8 protein-coding genes are annotated in these 18,994 nt (G+C 69.6%); 4 read left to right on the forward strand and 4 right to left on the reverse strand.

Going from position 1 to position 18,994, the window contains the following annotated elements; all coding sequences use genetic code 11:
* Position 1: 1 nt before the first annotated feature.
* Positions 2–3,976, reverse strand: coding sequence for a helix-turn-helix domain-containing protein (locus tag FRCN3DRAFT_RS52280; protein WP_007515291.1), 3,975 nt, complete (start codon positions 3,974–3,976; stop codon positions 2–4).
* A gap of 990 nt (positions 3,977–4,966) precedes the next feature.
* Here FRCN3DRAFT_RS52280 and FRCN3DRAFT_RS54555 point away from each other — a divergent pair.
* The gene (locus tag FRCN3DRAFT_RS54555; protein WP_157845322.1) at positions 4,967–5,131 is read left to right on the forward strand and encodes a hypothetical protein; all 165 of its coding nucleotides are present in this window, start codon (positions 4,967–4,969) and stop codon (positions 5,129–5,131) included.
* Between the two features lie 128 nt (positions 5,132–5,259).
* Here FRCN3DRAFT_RS54555 and FRCN3DRAFT_RS0237165 read toward each other — a convergent pair whose 3' ends face one another.
* Positions 5,260–9,441: a CHAT domain-containing protein gene (locus FRCN3DRAFT_RS0237165; protein ID WP_232794374.1), complete on the reverse strand. Its 4,182-nt coding sequence runs from the start codon at positions 9,439–9,441 to the stop codon at positions 5,260–5,262.
* 214 nt (positions 9,442–9,655) lie between these two features.
* Here FRCN3DRAFT_RS0237165 and FRCN3DRAFT_RS57280 point away from each other — a divergent pair, with 214 nt between their 5' ends.
* Positions 9,656–13,828 (forward strand): CHAT domain-containing protein, encoded by a 4,173-nt coding sequence (locus tag FRCN3DRAFT_RS57280; RefSeq protein WP_269799874.1) that lies wholly within the window; start codon positions 9,656–9,658, stop codon positions 13,826–13,828.
* A gap of 25 nt (positions 13,829–13,853) precedes the next feature.
* Positions 13,854–14,255, forward strand: coding sequence for a hypothetical protein (locus tag FRCN3DRAFT_RS48090; protein ID WP_007515286.1), 402 nt, complete (start codon positions 13,854–13,856; stop codon positions 14,253–14,255).
* Between the two features lie 108 nt (positions 14,256–14,363).
* Here FRCN3DRAFT_RS48090 and htpG read toward each other — a convergent pair whose 3' ends face one another.
* On the reverse strand, positions 14,364–16,325 hold the full coding sequence (gene htpG, locus FRCN3DRAFT_RS0237180; protein WP_007515285.1) for a molecular chaperone HtpG: 1,962 nt from the start codon (positions 16,323–16,325) through the stop codon (positions 14,364–14,366).
* Between the two features lie 280 nt (positions 16,326–16,605).
* Between htpG and nhaA the strand changes: the two genes are divergently transcribed.
* Positions 16,606–17,997: a Na+/H+ antiporter NhaA gene (gene nhaA / locus FRCN3DRAFT_RS0237185; protein WP_007515284.1), complete on the forward strand. Its 1,392-nt coding sequence runs from the start codon at positions 16,606–16,608 to the stop codon at positions 17,995–17,997.
* A 46-nt stretch (positions 17,998–18,043) separates the two neighbouring features.
* On the opposite strand, the gene FRCN3DRAFT_RS50820 is transcribed toward nhaA, so the two are convergent.
* Positions 18,044–18,985, reverse strand: coding sequence for a DsbA family protein (locus FRCN3DRAFT_RS50820; RefSeq protein ID WP_083401859.1), 942 nt, complete (start codon positions 18,983–18,985; stop codon positions 18,044–18,046).
* Positions 18,986–18,994 lie beyond the last annotated feature (9 nt).

Raw genomic sequence — 18,994 nt, forward strand, 5'->3', positions numbered from 1 at the left:
CCTAGTCCGAGTCAGCCCAAAATCGCGCTTGCCTGTCCTCTTGCTGAGCCTGTCGTTCGTAGTCTTCCGAAATATTTTGTAGGATACGAGCCGTCCGAGGCCAGTTAATCTTCGCCAAAGACGCCCATTCGCGGTAGCGGCTCGCGAGGACTCGCTCCTGTTCACCTCCGTCGTAAACCCCACGTGTAGTGACGCCTCTGTCATTCATCACCCCGATATGCAGTCCGTTCTGCATGGATGGGCTACCGATTACCTCCAGAAGTTCCCGGACAGGTTCGGCAGGCCAGATACCATCAGCGCCAGCTGGACTCGCCGCAAGGACTTCGCCTATCTGTTCGTCGCCCACGTCAGCCCGATCAGCCTCTGCAAGCGCGAGCCGAGCCTCGCGCACCCAGCGGTTGAGGTGTTCCGCATCAACCGTATCGTCATCACGGCGCCCCGGGAGATTACGCCAGTTCTTAATGATCCACCATGCATGACGAGCAATCGCCTCATCGTGCTCGCTAAGCTGGCGTCGCACCTCATTTCTTCCACGGTAGATTCTAGAAATAAGGTCGACGAAAAAACTCGGGTCGCCGTCAAGCGCCTTAAACAAAGCTCGTGGTTCCCGTTGATCTTCAAGAAATCGAAAGAGCGCGAACTCGTATCGCATTCGCAATTGAAATTCGACATTCTCTCTTTCCAAGTAGTCAAGAAGACGTCCAACTTCGTATGCAAGCGACGACGGCTGAGTACCCGCTGGATCGGTAACTATCGCCTTGTCGAGTACTGCGGCCACAAGCGCTGGCGAACAGAACGATTCCCCCTCTCCCCCTAGAACTCCGGGACTTGCTATCAACTGTACAGCGGCCCAAGCTCGCCCGTGGCTAAGAAGTTCTCGTGCCGCACGGTCAATGTCGACGGCCGAAATAAATCTCGCCGACGTATTTTTCCAGTACGTATTTATGAGCTCTGGATCGATGTCGTTCAGCGCGTCCCAATATTCAGGACGAGCGGGCACACTTAGAGCAATTGCCTCTCGCCGAGCAGGATGGGCGGCCTCCGGACGCCGAAGCGTCTCATGAAGCCATCGGATACCGTGGTCCGATAGCTTACGTTCGGCCCAAGCCGCCGCAGTGTTCCTGATTCTTAGATTCTCGGAATCGAGCCAAGAAAGAAGTGCCGGCGTGAGATTTTCAGAAACTACAGCTCCGACAACCCATCCTAGTTGGCCTGATGCAATGCTCTTCTCCGCCAACCGTTGCAGACCATCAATCGACCCTTCGGCGAGTATCTCGGTCACAGCTTGCGTCCGCAATCTGAGGACTTCTGCGGCATATTCTTCGTGATTCATAAGATCAATCTCAGGCAAATCCGGATGCCACTCGAAAAGATAAGCATACCGCTGCGCATTCGTCGTGGGCTTAAGTCGTTCGGCGACTATTTCCAAACGGGCAAGACTGTCGCCATCCATCGCCCACGCCGCAGTCCGGAACGCGCGATTCCGGCTGACCTCCTTGTAGATTGGTTCCCACAATAGAAGGCGCTGATCCGAGTCCAGTTCCGCAATCTCGCTGAAGAGGTCGAGCCCATCGATCAGTCGCTTTCGCTCTGCTGGAGGAAGTGGTCCTAGACGAACCCCCAGGTCGGCCCACCGTTGCGGATCAGTGTCAGCTGAGTCGATGGCGATCCGCACGAGTCTTCCGATGTAGTCAATCCACTCCGGGATGAGGACCGCAGCTTCGTCGGGTTTCCAGTCATGGAACCGTGGATCATGCGGTGGATGCGAGATGGCGTGACTGCTCGGCCACACGCCGAGAATCACCTTCCAACCCACATCAGGTAGCCGGCGCCGCAGATAATCGATTATGCCTATCTTCGTTTCGACGGGGGCGGCCGTGTTGTGAACCCAGCCGGCAAGTACTTCTTGCAGGCTTGTGAGGGGCCTGTTCGACAGGCGTCCACCGGGATCGACAGTGTGGAGGCGCGCGAGCATGTACGACGCCTCGGCGACAAGATCTTTGGACCAACATAGAGTTTCAAGTGCCCACAATAGTCCAGTATGCGACGAAGATCCGTAGGCGCCAGACCCTTGATCATTGTCCTGAAACATAAGGGTGAGAATCGGTTCAGGGCGAGAAAGGTCCTCGTCGACAGCTTCCAAGAAGCAGTTTGGAGCAGCCTCCGCAAGCAATGGCAGTACGTCTGCCAGCGACCGCCATACATGCGCCGTGGTATCGGTGTTGGCACGCCTGAGAACTTTTTGTACCAAGCGTCGCGCTTGGTCGGATCCGCTCACTCCGTCGCCGAGTAGTTCATTTCCCAGAGAGCTAAGCAGGGCGGCACCTTGCGCTAGTCCCTTTCGGAGAACGGCTGAAGTAGATCCGTCTATCCCCTCGGAGCCCCCTGAGATTAGTTCGGCGTGATCAAATGTCGGGTCGGCAGACAGGAGGACTGCTCCAGCAATCCGGTGCCAGCGGTCAAGGTCCGCCAACCTCAGACTGTCGTGGAGGACCAGGAAAGCCTCTTCCGCCGAGGTGAGATGCCACTTACCACCTGAACGAACGAACGGCGGATCATCTGTCTTGAGTCCTTGCAGCAGTACTGCCTCCACGTCGTCCCACGGAACATCCGCGAGAAGGCTAATTATCTTCTTATCTTCAGGAATGTCGCTCCACGCGCCTGCTAGCACGAGCGGCGCTATGATCGCGGCGGCCGGGGAGCGTGCCCACGAGGGGCGCAATACTCTCGGGTCACGGGCCAGGGTGCGCATCAGTGCCGGGAGGCTGCGGCGGGCCAAAGCAGCCAGTCGATCGGCGCGGTCGTCAGGTATCCCCGACGCCTTCAGCGAGTTGGCGGCGCCTCTTCGTTCGGGTGGAGGAAGGATGATCGCTGAGGCTCGTACGATTTCATCCGGACCGGCAGGCAGGATGATGTGGTGGCTGCGAGCGGAAAAAATTTCAGGATCGTTGAACAGAGGAACGAGCAGTATTCGACCGGGTTGCGAGCTAACACGATTCCAGACGTCGGCCGAGGATATGACGAGTGCTTGATCGACGAGCCCGGAAGTCCCATGCGTTGGTCCGATGACCGAATACAGGAAGGCGACGGCCTCATCCCGCGACCCCGCTTGTACTGTAGTGACGGTCGCATCCCCATTGAGAAGATCACTTAGCTGCTGACACTGCTTATCCCGACCGCTGCGAAACAACTCGGCGCGAAGCGCGGGATCTGTACGAACCTGAAAGCGATTCCACCACCGTTCGAGGGTCTCCCCATCTCGCGGGCTTCGACCAAGTTGCTCGGAGGTCCAGTAGTGAGCGGTTGGCGAGGCTTGAAGCCACCCTTCCAGATCGTCAGCGTCAAGAACACGGACGTCACGGAAAAACTGGTCAGCACGCCGCTGAGCTGCCCATTCGTCCGCACCGGGCCACCGCCTGGGTGTCGCGAAAATAAAGATCGATTTTGACGGGACGGCGCCTGCCGGGTCTTCTCGTCGCTTCTTGTAATCGGCATCTGCTTTTGCTCGGGAATCTCTGCCTACACCAAACTCGAAGTACAGCGATCCCTTAGGTAGATAAGAGGTTCCTTCCGACTCGGCGTGACCGTCCCAGCCGCCGGCCGAGACACCATCGCCGGCACGAACTGAAACCCCGGTTAGACCGGTTGTAGAGACGAACAGTCGTCGCATCACCTCCGGGAACGTGTCCTGCGCCTCCCGGGTAGCCGCCCACTGGTGGAGTTGGCTCGCGCCGACCAGCTCGGGCCCCAGCGTCCGTCGATCTGGGGCCACCGACAACACGGAGGCCCCTCGCTGGTCCTGAAGACGTTGCACATCTCGAGCATCGAAGCGGTGGAACCGCGCGCCAGGCACCTTGGCGGTCGGGAGAAGCCCCTGTTTCACCCAGTTACGGATCGTGTTCTCGTGGACACCAAGGCGGCGGGCGGTCTCCCGCACGCTCAGCAGCTCTGGGGCCCCAGTCTGGTCTCCACTCATACACACATGCTACTCTCGTTGTGGACTTTGTGCACTGAGCCGACCGGGCTCGGCGTGCAACCCAGGCGTCCCGATCAACGAGTCAAGGTAGGTGGGCGACCGGATGGCTGCCTCCGAGGGGACGCCGAGTCAGCGTCGCCCCAGGGGTCTTGCGCGATCCGCCGGCGCGGCGGCCACCTCCTTCGCTGGAGTCGGCGGAACTGCCACGATCATGACCGTTCATGGCAGTACGGTGGCGGCGCTGCTCGTCTTCGTCACCACGCAGATCTGGGGGGCATGCGAGCTGCGGTTGCGGTGGAGGCATGCCAGGTTGCACGAGTACCTTGTCCGGAAGGCAGCCGATAACCCTGCGGACGCTGACCTCCGCACCCTGCTGGTTGACTTCGCTGGCACCCACCCGGATGGCATCGGCGAGCGGCTCCCGCTTCGACCTGAGTTCGGACGTGCGCTTTCCACTAGGAGTAGGGGCCGATGAGGGGCCCGGCTCCCGGCGGCAGGTGACGTGAGCCCTCGATGGGACCCGGCTGACGCCAGGCACGGCTAGAGATCAGTCTGGCGATGCCGTGAGGCCGGCGACCCCAGCCTCGACGGCTGCTCCAGCACCTCTGCGGCTCCCGACTTCTTGAAGTTTCGGCCCTCCTGCGCCTGGAGCCACACCATCTGGTGCGCCTGGTTCACGAACTGCCGTGGCGGGAGGACGCCCCGCCCGCACCCACAGCGACAGGTCGATACGCTGAGGCGTGCCGTCTGAGGGTCGCCAGTCGGGATACCTGTCTCACCCGACAGGTTCACCAAACGATCAAGTTCCTCCCGAAATTGATCACTGGAAAGGCGCTCCACGAGGTCTACCGCCGACGCTGCTCGTTGGTCCTTTGGACCAACTTCGCCGGTGTCGCGATATTGCTCCGGGGGGCGACCCCCGGACCCCCGGTGTCGCGCTTCGCGCGACCTTCTTCCGGGGTGGGCGCTTCCGGAGTGGGCGTTTCCGGGGTGAGCGCACAGTCCGACGCGACGACCCGCCTGCAGCTGGTCGCCACCGCCTCGGACGACGCGGCCACCAGCACGAGAAGCCGCCGGCACGACGACTCCCCCAAGCCTCCCGGGGTCGCGAACCCGCCGTCGTTCACCTCACTGGAGATAGCAACGGCGGCTTGATCGCTGTTGATGCCCTCCGGCGGTCGTGATCCAGACGCCGGAGCAACCACGGCAGGGCCGAAACAGCAATCAGCACCCGGCGCCCGCGGCTGGCGGGGGTGGAATCGCCCGGGGCGGGACTGGTGGCTCTAGGGTGCGGGGACTTGGTCATCTCCTTGGGGGCCGGGCGCGGCTATGCGGGCCAGGATCTCGGTGAGAATCGCGGTGTCGATCTGGTCGAGGGCGGCGGCGAGGGCCTCGCGGACGCGGTCGCCGGCCAGGACCCGCCGCAGCGCCGCCGCCAGGTGCGCCCAGTCATCGGTTTGGGCGAGCTGGTCGAGGTGCTCGTCGAGTTCGGCGGGAATGGGCCGGTCCGTGGTCACGGCGGTGGCAACGGCGGCGATTACCGGTTCCCATTCCACGAGGTACCGGTGGAGATCCGGGCCCGGCTCTGGCTCGGTGGCCAGGGCGCGGGCCGTGGTGATCAGGTTGTGGAGGGCCTGGTCGGCGGTGGGGCGGTCGGTGGTGAGCGTGTCGACGAGGTCGGCCCAGTGGACGCCGTCGACCTGTTCGACGACCGCGGCGACCGCGGCGACCGTGTCGGGCGGGGTCATGTCCGGATAGCGGGCTAGGGCGGCGCCCAGCGTCCGCATGGTGTTGGTCTGCGAGGTGCTGGTGATGCCGGTGAGGTGGTACAGCAGCGCGGCGGCGAGCCGGTGAGCTACCACCTCGGACCCGCTGCCGGCGGTGCGGGTCAGGTAGTTGGCGAGGTTGTGGTGGGAGGCGGCGACGACGTCCGGGTCGGGCCGGCTGTACTTGAGTCGTAGCGCGGTGTGTTCGAGGCGGACCGCCTCGTCGGGCCGGCCGCGCGCGGCGGCGAGGTCGGCGCGGGCGCCGAACGTCTGGCCGAGGATCGCGAGGTCACCGGCGTCGGTGAAGATCCGCTGACAGTCAGCCAACAGCACGTCAGCCTCGTCGTACCGACCCAGGCGCAGCAGCGGGCTGTAGTCCGCGAACCGGCAGGTCGCGGCGATCTCGTACTCACTCGCACCCCGAGCCCGCATGCTCGCCGCCATCCGCGCAGACAGATCCAGCCCCTGCTCCCAACTGCCCAGATCCAGGGCCGCGCTCGCGGCGATATGCAGAACCACCTCACGGACACCCCACGGCTGGGCCGTGTCGTCCTGGCCGGGCCGGTCGGGCAGGACGTCGAGCCGGCCCAGCAACACCTCCGCGCCGGCCAACGCCCAGGCCGCGTCCCCCAGACTCAGCCGCAGCTGCAACACCCGGCCCTCATCGCCGGCCTGGGTCCACGGGCCCAACCCACCCGCCTCCGTGTACGCCACCTTCGCTTCGGCGACCGCCAGCGCCTCCCGCAACCGGCCCCGATCCCGCAACAGATCCGCCAGATCGCCGCTGGCCGCGGCCGCGACCCGATGATCCCCAGCCGCGACCGCCGCCGCCAACGCACCCCGCAACACCCCCTCCGCCCGCACCGGATCCACCCGCTCCAGCACCCGCCCATACAGCCCCTGGTCCTTCGGCGCACCAGTCGCCTCGGCGATCTGCGCCAGCAACGGCAACACCCGCCCCACCACCCCAGGACCACCCCCAGACCGCCGAAACGCCTGCTCCAGCAGGGCCGCCGCCAAATTCAGCTCACCCAGCCGCAGCAGGTACGGCGCCGCCGCCACCCCCGCCCGCACCACCAACCACCCCCGCTCACCACCCCCACCCTCACCAAGACCGACAGCAACCCCCTGGCGCCAGAACGCCGCCAACTCCACATCCACCGCGCCACGCACCTCCACCGGTGTCACAGCCCGCACCGCCTCCGCCACCCCCGGATGCACCCCAGCCCCCACCGACGAACCGTCCTCCGAGTCATCCGACAGCCCGCCCACGCCACGATCCACCGCCACCAACGCGCCGGCCTCCAACTCAGGCAGCACGCCAGCCAGCGCGGGCGCCTCACCTGGGCGGCCCAGCCGCGACCACACATCCGCCCAGTTCGCCTCGACGATCCCCAGCTCCCGGTCGTCGTCCTCCAGACCGCACACCAGCTCCATCAGCAGCCGGGCCGAGGCGGACAGACCGGCAACCGTCACGTCCACCCAGCTCGCTAGGGCCGTAAGGAAGCCGTCCGGGCCCAGGGCGCTCTCGCCCTCGTCGAAGAAGGCGGCCAGCGGCCGGGCACCCGTGGCCGCCGCGGTCTCGGCCAATCTGACCCTGGTCGCGAGGACGTCACGGCCCGCCCTGGCTGCCGCGTCAGCCAGCTCCAGGAGCTTCGGGTGGCCCTGGACGACGCGCAGGGCGCGCTGGACCAGGTCCCGGTCGGCCCGGGCGCCGGCGGCGCGCGCCTCGCCGTGGTCGCGGGCGGCGCCGGGCTCGTGGTCGTCGGCGTGCAGCAGGGCGCGCAGGCCGGGCAGCTCCCGGGCGAGCACGGCGGCCTCGGCGAGGGAGAGCGCGTGGATCGGCTCGACCAGCACGCCGGCCGCCGCCCAGGTCCGCGCGCCGTTCCCACCGGGCCCGCCGGCCGGCGCGGGAACCGGGACGGTCCGGCTGGTCAGGAGCAGGCGGGACTGACCGCCGGGCGGCGCGAGGGCGGCGAGCAGCCGGGGCCAGCGCGGGTCCCGCCAGGTGCCACCGTCGCCGAGCAGGCTTTCGAGGTTGTCGACGACGACGAGCACACCGGTCTGGGCGAGGGCCGCCGCGAGCCTCGGCAGGAAGGCCTCGAACCGGTCCGCGGCGACGACCTCGTTGGCGACCGGCAGGCCGAGCTGGAGGCTGAGTGCCACCGCGAAGTCCGGCAGCCCGCGCAGATGGTCGTCCGGCTGCTGCGGCGCGCTCCACCAGACGACCCGCTCGAACGCGTCGGCCTGCCGGTATGCCAGCTCCAGGGCGCAGGCGGTCTTGCCGGCGCCGGCCATGCCGTGCAGGAGGACGCCGACCCGGTCGCTGCCGGCGGCGAGTGCCGCGAAGGCACGGGTCAGCACCCCGCCGCGGCCGACGAAACGGGGCGGCTCCGCGGGCAGATCCTTGGTCTTCGCCGAGGTGGCGGCGAGCTCGACCGGGCCGGTCGGGGCGCTCAGCCTCAGGCCGGCGGCGGAGCCGAGGAGGACCGGGGTCACCAGCGAGGCAGGCGGGGCGGTCAGGGTGGGGGCCGGACCGGCGGCGTCGGCAATGGCGCGCGCGGTGGCCACGTCGACGGCGGTGCCGGCGCGCAGCAGCAGGTCGTAGAACCGGTCCGCGAGCCGGATCGCGAACTCGTCGCCCACCGGGTAGCGCATCGCGAGCACCGCGCAGCCGAGCGCAGCCATCAGCGCACGCGCGAGTCCCGCGCCTGCCAGGGTGGTCGAACCGGCGGCGGCCCTGCTCAGGTCGTCAGGCAGCGGCGTCACGGCGGTTCGCGCCTGCTCGGGCCGCCCGAGCAGTGCTGCCCGCTCCGCCCGCGCCGCCTGTTCGGCCTGTTCGAGCTGTTCGGCCTGTTCGGGCAGGCCGAGCCAGCGCAGTGTCTGGGCGGCGGTCGCGGCGGCGGACTGGCAGGCGGAGAGCACAGCGAGCTTCACCCGGTGGCGGGACGGGCGGAGCATGTCGATCAGGTCGGCGGTGCTGACCGGGTCGGGGCGGCCGTCGGCGGTCTCCAGGAAGACCGTGTCGACGGTGCCATGGCAGGACAGGTGCAGCAGGTCCCAGCCGGCGCCCTCCTCGACCGTCTCGGTGAGCAACGCGCGGGTGGCGCCGTACTGGAGGATCCGCAGCTCGATCTTCCGGCCCTGCCGGCCGGTCAGCTCCTGGATCGCCCCGGTCAGCGCATGTCGCTCCCGCCGCAGCGCAAGGGTGCCCGTACCGTCGGGCTGGGAGAACACCGCGAGGATCCGCAGCGTGTCCCCCACCGGGTCCTTCCGCGGCGCCCGGCCGGGCCGTCCGGCGACCGACGGGGCCGCGATCTCGTAGCAGAACGTCGCGCCGTGCCGGACGAGTGGCTGCCCGTCGACGGAGGCCAGCTCCCAGGGCCAGTCCGGCAGGAAGCTCAGCTCTTCAGGCACCTCGACGCTGACGGTGACCGGCACCGCCGCCGCGATCTCCTCGCAGATGTCGGAGCCCAGCAGCTCCTCAGCCGCCCAGGCGCCGAGAAGGCCAGTGATCGCCTGCTCGGAACGGACGCGGTCGTCGGGGTCGGCGTTGACGTCCAGGTAGTGGAACAGCTCGGCGAACGCCCTGGTCTGCCAACGGCCGTGGTCGACCGTGACCTGGTGCTCGGCGAGCGGCGCCCCCGAGCCCGGTTCGAGCAGCAGCCAGCGCCAGCCGTTCGGACCCGTCACGTCCACCGGCCGCAAGATCAGTCGTACCGCCACGGCGACTCCCCGTAGATCCCGCGCGTGTGCTGACTCCAACGAGTAGATCCATCACATAGTGGCGCACCGGGCGCTCTCCGCTGGCATTCGACGCGACGCGCCCGGCCTGGTGCGGACAGCGACGAAACGGGCCACTCGTTCGTTACAGTCGGCGAAAGCGAAAGATCGACGGAACGGGGTGCCGTCGGTGGTGAATGACGGGCTGGTCCTGCAAGCGGTCGACGTCGACGGGCCGCTGCGCTGGCGATGGCTGCTGCTCGACGGGGCGACCGACAGGCCGGTCGCCGACCACCAGGTCGAGCTGAACCCGAAGGACTGGCGCTTCCAGGCGTTCGCGCAGCTCGACCGCTACCTGCGCGCGAACGCCGCGCCCGACCGGCGGCTGACCGCCGAGACGGCGATCGTCGACGAGGTCGGGGCGTGGGCGGCCGAGCACGCGCTCGGCGAGCGGGTCAGCCAGATCATCTTCAACCGCGCGCCGGTGACCGTCACGGTGGCGGTCCCCGAGACGCTGCGTTTCCTGCCCGACTGGCCGTGGGAGATCACGCACGCCGCTGGCCGGTCGTTGGCGCGGCACCATGCCACGTTCGACTACGTCCTCGGTGACGGCGGAGGCGCGGCGGCCGGCGGTGGCACTAAGAGGCCGGTCGGGGCGACGCTGCGAGTCCTCGCCGTGTTCTCCCAACCGTCCGGCACCAGCCCACTGGCGCTGCGGCGGGAGCGGCGGGCACTCGTCGACCTGGTCCGCAGGCTCATCGGCAGCGGCGGCTACCACCTCCAGCTGCGGGTCCTGCAGTACGGCGTCACCCGCGACAGGCTGCGCGAGACGGTCGAGGAGGAGGACGGCTGGGACCTGCTGCACCTGTCCTGCCACGGCACCGTCGACACGCTGGTCCTGGAGTCGGACGACGGCCAGCCCGACGCGATCTCGACTACCGACCTGATCGACATGCTCCGCCCGTCCCGCCACCGGGTGAAGCTCGCCGTCCTGTCCGCCTGCCAGTCCGCCGCCGCCGACGCCGCCCAGGTCCTGCGCTGGCTCGGCCTGGACGACCAGGCCGACCACCTCGACCAGCGCGCCACCGCCGAAGCCGCCGACGCTGCCAAGGTCGTCCAGGTTGACGCCCAGGCCACCAACGGCGACGGCGCCACGGGCCCGGACCGGGCTGGCGCGACCGTGCCCGGCGGCGCCGCAGGGCTGGGGCGGGGCCTGGTCGAGGCCCTCGGGTGCGCGGTGCTGGCGATGCGCTACCCCGTCGGCGACGAGTTCGCCATCCGCCTTACCGACCGGCTCTACGACCTGCTCCTCGACAAGGGCAGGACCCTGGACACGGCCACCGGCCTCGCCGTCGCCCAGGCCGCCGGCCCGGCGCCGACCGCCGCGATCCCGCCGGCCTGCCTGGTGACCCCGGTGCTGCTCGGCCCGGCCGCCGACCTGCGGCTGCGCGCGCCGGCCGGTGCCGTCGACCTCGGATCTGTGCCCACGAAGATCGCGTACCTGCCGCCCGAGCCGGAGCGGTTCGTCGGCCGCGTCGCCACCATGACCCGCGCCTCCGCCGCCCTCGCTCCCCGCGGCCGCCAGGCCGGGGTGCTCTTCCACGGCATGGCCGGCGCCGGCAAGACCGCCTGCGCACTCGAGCTCGCCCACCAGCACGCCGACCACGTCGCCGGGATCGTCTACTGGTCAGCCCCCGACCAGCCCGACAACCACCTCCAGGGCATCCCCCTGTTCGCCACCGCCCTGGAAACCCAGCTCGGCCTGCCGATCGCCGACAAGGCCGTCACCGCCGAACGGCTCACCGCCTACCTGCCCACCCTGGCCGAGACCTGCGCCCGCACCAGCATCCTGTTCGTCCTCGACAACCTCGAGACCCTGCTCGGCGACGACGGCCGCTGGCGCGACCCCCGCTGGCCGGCACTCCTCGGCGCGCTGACCGGCCGCCGCGGCCTGTCCCGGGTCGTGCTGACCAGCCGGATCCGCCCCGCCGGCCTCGACCCGACGATCCACGTCGAGCAGGTCCACGCGCTGCCGCTCGCCGAGGCCGCCCTGCTCGCCCGGGAGCTGCCCGGCCTGCGCGCCCTGCTGCACGCCGACGACCACGAGCCGGGCGCGCTCCGCGCCGACCGCGGCCCCGGCCCAGGCCGGCGTGCCGAGACGCCGAGCGCCGACCGGGTCGCCGAGGACCGTGCCCTGCTGACCCGGACCCTCAACGTCGTCCAGGGCCATCCCAAACTCCTGGAGCTCGCCGACGCGGCGGCGAACGAAGGCCGCGCCGTGCTCGCGGGCCGGGTGGCCGCGGCCGAGGAGGCTGCCAGCACCGGCGGCCGCGGCCTCGCGGCCTTCTTCACCGACGGGGAAAGCGCGCTGGATCCGGGCGGCTTCCTGGCCGCACTCGCCGACTGGGTGGACCTGTCGCTGGCCGCCCTCTCACCACCGGCCCTGCTGCTGGTGGAGCTGGTGTGTGGTCTGGAAGACGACGACCGGGAGCTGGGAATCATCGAGGCGAACTGGGCGGATGTGTGGTCGCGGCTGGGCCGCTCAGGGGAGGCGCCCGGGCTGGCTGGTGTGGTGGCCGAGTTGGAGGCCGGCGCGTTGGTGGCGGTGGATCGTGGGCTGGGCGTGTTGTCGGATGGGTCGGATGGCGGCTCGTCTGTGGGGGTCGGGGTGCATCCGGGGGTGGCGGAGGCGGTGCGGGTTCTGACGCCGCCGGAGGTGCGTCGTGCGGTGGATGTGGAGCTGGCGGCGTTCTGGCACCAGCTGGTTGCTGTCGGTCTTGGTGAGGGTGGGGGTGGTGAGCGCGGGTGGTTGGTGGTGCGGGCGGGGGTGGCGGCGGCGCCGTACCTGCTGCGGTTGGGCGAGCTGAACCTGGCGGCGAGCCTGCTGGAGGAGGCGTTTCGGCGGTCTGGGGGTGGTCCTGGGGTGGTGGGGCGGGTGTTGCCGTTGCTGGCGCAGGTGGCCGAGACGACTGGCGCGCCGAAGGACCGGGGGCTGTATGGGCGGGTGCTGGGGCAGGTGGATCCGGTACGGGCGGAGGGGGTGTTGCGGGGTGCGTTGGCGGCGGCGGTCGCAGCTGGGGATCATCGGGTCGCCTCCGCGGCCAGTGGCGATCTGGTGGGTCTGTTGCGGCAGCGAGGCCGGTTGCGGGAGGCGCTGGCGGTTGCCGAAGCGCAGGTGGCGTACACAGCGGCGGGTGGGTTGGGCCCGTGGACCCAGGCCGACGACGAGGGCCAGGTGTTGCAGCTGCAGCTGAGGCTGGGGGACGCGGCCGGGGCGTTGGCTGACGCGGAGGCGTTGCTGGCCCGGCTCGACGCCCTGCCCGACCAGGCCGGCCCGGACGACACGGTCGAGCCGTGGAGTGTCCGTGAGATGGTCCTGCAGATCGCTGCGGTCGCAGCCCTGGCTCTGGGCCGTTGGGAGCAGCAGCTGGACCTGTCGGCGCGGATGGCCGCGAGCATGCGGACCCGGGGTGCGAGTGAGTATGAGGTTGCCGAGACCTGCCGGTTCGGAGACTACGGCCCGCTGCTGCGCCTGGGCCGGTACGACGAGGCCGACGTGCTGCTGGCCGACTGCCAGCGGATCTTCACCGACGCCGGTGACCTCGCGAACCTCGGTAGGACATTCTTCGCCCGTGCCGACCTCGCCGCCGAGCGTGGCCGGCCCGACGAGGCGGTCCGCCTCGGACACATCGCGCTACGCCTCGAATACAGCCGGCCCGACCCGGTTGACGTCGCCACCTCCCACCACAACCTCGCCAACTACCTCACCGACACCGCCGGCAGCGGGTCCGACGTCGTGGCCCACCGGCTCGCCGCCGCGCTCCTCTACCACCTCACCGGCATTGACGACCTCGACGACGGCACGATGCGGATGCTCGCCACTGACCTCGTCCGCCACCCCGACACCACTCCACCCGACACCGTCACCACGATCGCCGCCGTCGTCGAACAGGTCGACGGCGTCCACTGGGCCGACCTCGTCGACACCCTCACCACCGACCGCCCCACCGCCGACCAGGCCCTCCACAACCTGATCACCACGGCCCGCGCCCTGGCCACCGAGCCAGAGCCGGGCCCGGATCTCCACCGGCACCTCGCGGAATGGGAACCGGTCATCGCCGCCATCGCGGAGCTTGCCGCCGGCGGGCTGCCCACGTCGACCGAGGTCGACGGCCTGCTCGACGAGCTCGACGGAAGCGACGACTGGGCCAACCTCTCGACCACGCTGCGCCGCGTCCTCGCTGGCGAGCGAAACCCCGGCGCCCTGCTTACCGGCCTGGACGCCGTCGACACGGCTATCGCCACGACCGTCCTCGACCGGATCGCCACGCCCGTCACCCCGGGTCACCCGGCCAGTACGTGACCTGTTCCTGGCCGCCGACGCACCCGTGCTGCTCTTTCTGCACAAGCAGGTGTGGGCGGTGCTGGACGAGCCGATCGACCACCAGCTCGACCTCGCGCCCGCCGACCGGGAGCGGCTGCTGGCGTTGTTCGAGGGCGTCGAGCTGCGCGCCGTCGGCTCCGGCCACCTGCACGCCTACCGCCACCACCGGCGCGGCGAGATCGTCGAGATCTGGTCCCCGTCGACGGCCTTCGCCGCGGTCGACGACCACGTCATGCTTGGCGGCCTGAGCGAGATCGGCTACGTCGAATACCTCGTCGAGAACGGCACGGTCGAGGCCAACTACCGCTCCATCCCCGGTCTCATCCGCGCCACCGGCAGGAACATCCCCCAGGTCGACGAAGCCCTCACCGCCGCCCTGGCCGCCGCGGAGGTCCCCGCCGCCTAGAACTCGAGCCGGCTCGCCAGCCTCCCGCGGTCGCCGCCATCCGCGTCTGGCCCGTGTCGGCACGGACCAGACGCGGATGTGCGGCCGGCGGGCGGGAGCCGAGCCGGGTCAGAGCGCGCTGGCCAGGCGGTCGGCGAGGAGGCGGGTGAAGCGGGCCGGATCGCGCAGTTCTCCGCCCTCGGCGAGCAGCGCCAGGCCGTATAGCAGGTCCGCCGTCTCGGCGAGCGCGTCGGAGTCCGGGTCCTGCTCGTGTGCCTTGCGCAGCCCCACGACCAGCGGATGGGTCGGATTGAGCTCCAGAATGCGCCGAGGGTGCGGCACGTTCTGCCCCATGGCGCGGTACATCTTCTCCAGGGCCGGGGTCATGTCGAACGTGTCGCCCACGAGGCAGGCCGGCGAGGTGGTGAGACGGGTGGACAGGCGGGCCTCCTTCACGTCGTCCTGGAGTTTGTCCCCCAGCCAGGCCAGCAGGGCGGCGAAGTCCTTGCGCCGCTGTTCCCGCTCAGGCTCGCCGCTCTCCTTCTCGTCGTCGGTGTCGAGGTCGACCTGACCCTTGGCGATCGACTTCAGCGGCCTGCCGTCGTACTGCGCCACCCGCTCGACCCAGATCTCGTCGATCGGGTCGGTCAGGATCAGGACCTCGTAGCCCCTGGCCTGGAACGCCTCCATGTGCGGCGAGTTCTCGATCATCGCCCGCGAGTCGCCGGTCAGGTAGTAGATCTCGTTCTGCCCGTCCTTCATCCGCTCGACGTACTCGCGCAGGGTCGTCGCCTGCTCGGCGTCACGCGTCGAGTCCACCGAGACGATGTCGAGGATCGCCTCCTGGTTGTCGATGTCCTCGACGAGGCCCTCCTTGACCGCGGCGCCGAACTCCTTCCAGAAGGTGCGGTAGCGTTCCGCGTCGTTCTCCTGGAGGGCCCTGACCGAGGCGAGCACCTTCTTGACCAGCCGGCGGCGCACGAGCTGGATCCGGCGGTCCTGCTGGAGGATCTCCCGGGAGATGTTGAGCGACAGGTCGTGCGCGTCGACGACGCCCCTGACGAAGCGCAGGTAGTTCGGCAGCAGCTCCGCGCAGTCGTCCATGATGAAGACGCGCTTCACGTACAGCTGGACACCCCGCCTGGCGTCCCGGGTGAACAGGTCGAACGGCGCGCGCGACGGGAGGAACAACAGCGCCTCGTACTCGAAGGTCCCCTCGCCCTTCATGTGGATGACCTCGAGCGGGTCGGTCCAGTCATGGCTGAGGTGCCGGTAGAACTCGGTGTACTCGGCCTTGTCGACCTCGCTCTGTGGCCGGGCCCAGAGCGCCTTCATCGAGTTGAGCGGCCGGTCGTCGGCCTTCTCACCGGCCTCGCCGGCCTCGCTGCTCTCGCCCGGCTCGTCGCCTTCCGCGCTCCCGCCGCCCTCGCCGGGCCTGGATACCAGCCGGATGGGCCAGGCGATGAAGTCGGAGTAGCGCTTGACGATCTCCCGGATCTTCGCCTCGTCGGTGTAGTCGAAGAGGCGGTCCTCACTGTCCTCGGGCTTCAGGTGAACCGTGACCGCGGTGCCCCGCGGCGCGTCGTCCACCGCCTCGATGACATAGGTGCCCTCGCCGTCCGACTCCCATCGGGTGCCGCCGTCCTCGCCGACCCGCCCGGTGAGGAGGGTGACCTTGTCGGCGACCATGAAGGTGGAGTAGAAGCCGACGCCGAACTGCCCGATGAGATCGGACGACGCCGCGGCGTCGCTCGACTCCCGCAGTCTGCGCAGCAGCTCGGCCGTCCCGGACTTGGCGATGGTGCCGATGAGCCCGACGACCTCGTCGCGGGACATCCCGATGCCGTTGTCGCGCACGGTCAGCGTGCGCTTCTCCCGGTCGGCCTCGATCTCGATGCGCAGATCGGCGCCGTCGACCTGCGGGCCGCCATCGACCAGCGACGCGATACGCAGCTTGTCCAGGGCATCGGACGCGTTGGAGATCAGTTCCCGCAGAAATATGTCCTTGTTCGAATAGATCGAATGGACCATGAGCTGCAGAAGCTGACGCGCCTCCGCCTGAAACTCCAGTGTCTCGACCCGGCTGCTCACGGGGCTTCCTCCAAACGGATACGAGCAGTCTGTGGAACGGTTGCCGAACCGGTTCCATGTGCGACGGAACGGGCAGCGTAGATCATATCGTCGTCGACGAGGGTGACCGTCATCGCTGGAGCCGGGCCGGGAACGGGACGTCGATACGCTTGCGGCGGGGCTAGCCGGTTTCGGCCGGGCGGTGGGGTGTTTCGTCGGGTGGGAGGGCAGTGATCCTCGGGCAAGTGATCCTCGGGCAGCGGTGGGCGCGGATCGGCTCTGGGCGAAGGGGCGGTGGGCGGTGACGGCTCCGCCGCGGCCGGGGCCGGCGTTGCGGGTGAGCATTCCGGGGCCGGCGCCGGCGGTGCGGGAGTTCCTCGCGACCGAGGCGGGCAGCGCGGTGCTGCTGCTCGGCACGACCGTCCTCGCCCTGCTCTGGGCCAACTCGCCCTGGTCGTCGAGCTACGAGCACTTCTGGGAGACGTCGACGACGCTGGCGTTCGGCGAGGCCTCGCTGCGTCTCACCGTGCACGACTGGGTGAACGACGGCGCGATGGCGATCTTCTTCATGGTCGTCGGCCTGGAGATCAGCCGGGAGGCGACGACCGGGGAGCTACGCGACCGGCGGTCGGTGGCGGTGCCGGCGCTGGGGGCGGTCGGCGGGCTCGTCACCCCGGTGCTGGTCTACTGGCTGTTCAACCGGTCCGGCGCCGGCGGTGCCGGCTGGGGCATCGCGATGTCGACGGACACCGCGTTCGTCCTCGGGATCCTCGCGCTGTTCGGGCCGCGCTGCCCCGACCGGCTGCGCCTGTTCATGCTGACGCTGGCGGTCGTCGACGACATCGGCGCGATCACCGTCGTCGCCGTCTTCTACTCCGATCATGTCAACGCCATGGCGCTGATCCTGGCGGCCGCCGCGGTGGCCGCGATCCTCGCGCTGCGCTGGATGGGGGTCTGGCAGCTCTCGCCCTACCTGATCGCCGCGGCGCTGCTGTGGCTCGCGGTGCACGCCTCCGGGGTGCACGCGACGCTGGCCGGCGTGCTGATCGGCCTGTTGGTGCCGGCGTTCCCACCCCGGCGGGAGCAGATCGACAACGTGCCGGTGTTCGTACGGGCGCTCCAGGAGGACTCGACGGCGTCGCGGTCCGCGCTGGCGGTGTCGGCGGCGCGGGCGGCGGTCGCGCCGAACGAGCGGCTGCAGAACCTCCTGCACCCGGTCAGCGCGTTCGTCGTCGTCCCGCTGTTCGGGCTGGCGAACGCGGGGGTGCACCTGAACGGCGAGACGCTGCGGACGGCGGCCAGCTCGCCGGTGACGCACGGCGTCGTGGTGGCGCTGCTGATCGGCAATGCCGTCGGCATCACCCTGGCCGCGACCTGCGCGGTCCGCACCGGGCTCGGCGTCCTGCCCGGCCAGGTCCGCTACGGGCACGTGCTGGGTGCGTCGGTCCTCGCCGGGATCGGCTTCACGATCTCGCTGTTCATCACCCAGCTCGCGTTCGACGACGAGGCGCTGCGCGACCAGGCGAAGATCGGCATCCTGGTCGGCTCACTCATCGCCGCGACCCTCGGCAGCATCCTGCTGCGCTTCCTCGGCGAGCGGATGCCGCTGTGCTCCCCGGACAGCGAGGGCCTCCCGCCACCGCTCCCGCCCCGGCCCTGGCGCCCCCCGGCGGTCCCCGCCCGCTGGAGCTGACGCCTCTGGAAGGTCCGATGCCCCGGCGGCAGGCCTGGCGCGTCGGTCAGCGGCGTGCGGCCCAGGGCGCCCACCAGCGGGCGCGGCCAGCGGCCGGCGCCACCGGGCCCGCGGGATCCCCCGGGCCCGCCAGGTCGCCGTCGTCCGCGAACAGCGCCCCGGCGGATCCGGCGAGCACGGGCACCGGCGTCGGCACGGGGGCCGGCTCCGCCACCAGGGCGGACGTGGCGGCCACGCGGACCGCACGGCGCAGCGCCGACAGTTCGGGGCGGCCGCGGAACATCTGGCCGTTGATGAACAGCGTCGGGGTGCCGCGCACGCCCTCGGCGATGCCCCGCTCGTAGTCCACCTCGACGGCGTCGCCGTAGGGCTGGGCCGCGTCGCCGACGACGAGGTCGGGGTCGAGGCCGAGACGCTCGGCGCGGATCCGCAGGTCGACGTCCTTGAGCCGGTCCTGGTGGGCGAACAGCAGGTCGTGCATCTGCCAGAACTTGCCATGCGCGTATGCCGCCTCGGCGGCGAGCGCCGCCGTCAGCGCGTACGGATGGATCTCGAACACCGGGAAGTGCCGGAACTCGTGCCGTACCAGCGCCCCGTCCTGCTCCACCAGCTCGTGCAGCACCGGCGCCGCCTGCGCGCAGTACGGGCACTGGAAGTCCCCGTACTCGACCAGCACCACCGGCGCGGCCACATCCCCACGCGACGGCCGCTCGTCGAGCCGAGCCGGCGCCGCCAGTGCCGCCGGCGGTGCCGGTACCGCTGGTACCGCCGACGCGACCAGGCCGCCGGTCCGCTCCACCGAGCCTGCCGGCGCGATCAGGCTGGAGATCGCGCGGTCGCCGCTGGGCGCGCCGCCGTTCGGAGATCCGGGCACCGAGCACCGCGCCGCCGCGGCGTCATCCTCAGCGCTCCTGGCATCCTCAGCGCTCCTGGTGCCTGCGCGGGCGGCCAAGGAGTCGTCCAACCGGTCAGCCGACACGCGTTCCATGCCTGAAGT

Origin of the sequence: Pseudofrankia saprophytica, from assembly GCF_000235425.2 — a bacterium.
GTDB classification, from domain to species: Bacteria; Actinomycetota; Actinomycetes; order Frankiales; family Frankiaceae; genus Pseudofrankia; species Pseudofrankia saprophytica.